Raw genomic sequence first — 3,259 nt, 5'->3', positions numbered from 1 at the left:
TTTTTTGAATGGGTTGGTCCTAGTGATGGTCAAATAAGATTACTTAAATTTAAAAATAGTACATGTAAAGTAAACAGAACCTTCCAAGGAAATATAGGTGGTAAATTAAATAGCTACGACCCTGATACAGGTATAGTAACTTTTACAGAAACTTCTTATGGCATATATTCAAAATTCTATGACGCTATCGGTTCTTTTGCATGCTATCCAAAAGTAAAAGTAAATGGATATACTGTAACTAACCAAAAAACAGCAAATACAACTTCAATGGTAAGAAAAAACAAATACATAGCAGCCAAAACATTAACTGCTTATACATCAACAAGTGCAACTAAAAAAGCATTTACAATAAGCAAGGGAAGTCCAGCATATGTTTATGCATTATATCAAGGTGGAAGTACTAGATATGTTAAGGTTAAAAATAAATACGGTAAATATGGATATGTAAAAGCTGGTTCAACATTATTATTTAAACGCAGCTCTTGTTTATGGATACAATAATGTAGATATTCTCGTATAGCGTGGGGATGTTGCAAAATAGATTTTTATCTATTTTATGACATCCCCTTTTTTATAAACCATATTTTAGGGTATTTGTTGACATATTGATATATATGTACTAAAATGCAAGTAAATACTTGCATAGGTGGTGAGATATATGTTTGACGAAACACAAAACAAAATTATCAATGCGACAATGGATTTAATAATGGAGCGAGGATATTCTTCAACTACTACAAAAGATATAGCACGTCTAGCTAAAGTCAATGAATGTACTATATTTAGAAAATTCAAAGGTAAAAAAGAGATAGTATTATCGGCAATGCAGCTACCGAAATGGAATCCAAATTTATCAGAGAGTGACTTTTCGTATGTTGGGGATTTAGAAAAAGATCTCGTCTCTTTTTCAGAGGTTTATATGAATAAAGTTACTCCTGAAATGGTAAAAATATCAATTGGACTTCGAACTCCAGAATTATATCCATATACAGCAGAAGGAATTTTGAAAATACCACAAGTATTCAAAAAAGTATTGATAAATTATTTTCAAGAAATGAAAGATAAAATAAATCCAACAGATTACGAAAGCATGGCTATGATGTTTATATCAATGAACTTTGGTTTTATTTTTCTCGATGCGTCCTTTGGAAGAAAATTGACACAATTAGAAAAAAGAGATTATATATCAAACGCTGTTCGAATATTTGTAGATGGCATATCCAAAAAATAATGGTACGAAAAGTACCTTTTTTTATAAAGCTTATGCAAGTAAACACTTGCACAATAGGAGGCAACTTATGAAAATTTGCGAAAATGTACACCAAATAAAAATTGATTTTAATGTAACACAAGAAATAAAGAGATACGTCTATGTATATTTGATTACAGGTAAATACTGTTATTTAATCGATGCCGGTATTAAAGGCTCTGAAAAAATAATCGATAGCTATATGGCAAAGCTGGGCAGAAGTATTTCCGAGATAAAATCCGTATTTCTGACACACGCTCATCCTGATCACATAGGTAGCTTAGCAGAGTTAAAGCGCCTATCAGGTTGTGAAGTTTACGCTTCAGATATAGAGAAAAAATGGATAGAAGATATAGATGTTCAGTTTAATGAGAGACCAATTCCTAACTTCTATTCTTTAGTAAATGAATCTGTGAAAGTAGATCAAGTGATAAAAGGAAACGACGAATTTGTTCTCGAACCAGGCTTGACAATAAGTGTATTAGAAACACCAGGACATTCAAATGGTTCTGTATCTTATATATATAAAGAAAACAAAGTTATTTTTTGCGGAGATGCTATACCTGTTGCTGATGATTTTCCTATTTTTGTCGATGAAGCTGAAAGTGAATTATCCATAATAAAAATTCAAAATACGAGAAATATAGACTTCTGTTGCCCAGCATGGGATAGAATTTACTATAAAGATGAGATTATGGATATTACTCAATGTGGTTTGGAAATTCTGAGAAATCTCAAAAAATATGTTTTTGAATTCAAAAGTAATGGACAAAAAATATCAGAAAAAGAAATTCAACAGATAGGAGTAAATATGGGTTTTGGGAATATGGTAGGAAATCCTCTTTTTAGAAAAAGTATTGAAGCATGTACTAAAGTATGTTAAATTTTAGCTCTGTCATAAATATAGCTGCTATAAAATCATTCTATACGACGGAGCTAAAAAATATCTACAGAATTTTTAATAATCATTTAAAATCCTAATTCTTCCCCAACTAATATAACTTTTATTCTAGATACAGTTCTATTTGTTCTAGTTATAACTACTTGGCTACATGCACTTTCTGATGATTTGCAATTTGCACATGAGCCACTTAAATAGCACGGTGTCTTAATTCCTTTAAACCTCTGAACATTTATAGGTCCATAGCATAATGCAGCAACACGATTGCCATTACCATCTATATTTACAGGGTTAACATATCATATTTTGATATACAATATTTAAATTGTATGGCATACAATATAAATTATATTCTCGTAATACTGATTACAACCACTTTGATTATTTTTCTTACTTACTTTATAATAAAATAAATTATGCTTTAGAAATATATAGATAAGGAGGAGCTTGTTATGGGAAAACTTTCAAAATTACCAAACATAGGAAAAGTTGTAGAAGCTCAGCTAAACCAAGTAGGAATCATGACAGAAGACGATTTAAAATCAGTTGGAGCAAAGCAAGCATGGCTGAAAATCCAAGAAAATCGATGAGTCAACTTGTATTAATAGGCTATTGGCATTAGAAGGAGCAATACAAGGCGTCAAAAAGACAGAGTTGTCAGATGAAGTCAAATTGGACTTGAAAGAGTTTTATCAATTACATAAAAAATAACTAATTTTAAAAGCGAGGACAAAAACTATGAAACAAGAATACACTATAAACGCTTGTACCGGCAAAGCAATAAACGTAATGAAAGGTCAAACAATAACAATCATAGACATTGAAGGAACACAAGTAGTTGATTTTTTCGCAGAAGCAAAAGAAAATCCAAACGAATTTCTATCTACAGGTGTTACGATTGATTACAATGAATCTCTAAAACTAAAAGTTATCCGTACCTAAGAAATTACTCTTAGGTACAGTTATTTTCAAACCTATTTATCCTTTCCACTAGACAATAAATAAGTTCCTACTCCTAAAAACAAAATTCCACCTACTAAATTTCCAAGTGTCACGAAAAATAAATTATAAATCATTCCACTCAAAGTAACAGCAGTAGAATTTGAGAT

The 3,259-nt window shown here is 30.6% G+C and carries 6 protein-coding genes; all 6 read left to right on the top strand.

The window, feature by feature from the left end; translation table 11 throughout:
* The coding region (locus MR593_RS03440; RefSeq protein ID WP_290686942.1) for a hypothetical protein at window positions 1–501 on the top strand (501 nt) is incomplete at its 5' end.
* 157 nt (window positions 502–658) lie between these two features.
* Window positions 659–1,231: a TetR/AcrR family transcriptional regulator gene (locus MR593_RS03435; RefSeq protein ID WP_290686940.1), complete on the top strand. Its 573-nt coding sequence runs from the start codon at window positions 659–661 to the stop codon at window positions 1,229–1,231.
* 67 nt (window positions 1,232–1,298) lie between these two features.
* Window positions 1,299–2,132: an MBL fold metallo-hydrolase gene (locus MR593_RS03430; RefSeq protein ID WP_290686938.1), complete on the top strand. Its 834-nt coding sequence runs from the start codon at window positions 1,299–1,301 to the stop codon at window positions 2,130–2,132.
* Window positions 2,133–2,602: 470 nt separating this feature from the next.
* The gene (locus MR593_RS13495) at window positions 2,603–2,740 is read left to right on the top strand and encodes a TfoX/Sxy family DNA transformation protein (RefSeq protein WP_331474732.1); all 138 of its coding nucleotides are present in this window, start codon (window positions 2,603–2,605) and stop codon (window positions 2,738–2,740) included.
* A 22-nt stretch (window positions 2,741–2,762) separates the two neighbouring features.
* Entirely contained in the window at window positions 2,763–2,861 is a 99-nt protein-coding gene (locus tag MR593_RS13640; protein ID WP_442908398.1) for a hypothetical protein, read from the top strand.
* 27 nt (window positions 2,862–2,888) lie between these two features.
* Window positions 2,889–3,092: a DUF1989 domain-containing protein gene (locus tag MR593_RS03415; RefSeq protein ID WP_331474731.1), complete on the top strand. Its 204-nt coding sequence runs from the start codon at window positions 2,889–2,891 to the stop codon at window positions 3,090–3,092.
* The last annotated feature ends 167 nt before the right edge of the window (window positions 3,093–3,259 follow it).

Origin of the sequence: Intestinibacter sp., from assembly GCF_022780145.1 — a bacterium.
Classification (GTDB): Bacteria; Bacillota; Clostridia; order Peptostreptococcales; family Peptostreptococcaceae; genus Intestinibacter.
The sequence above is the reverse complement of the archived record's forward strand: the minus strand, read 5'-3'. Positions and strand labels throughout refer to the sequence as shown.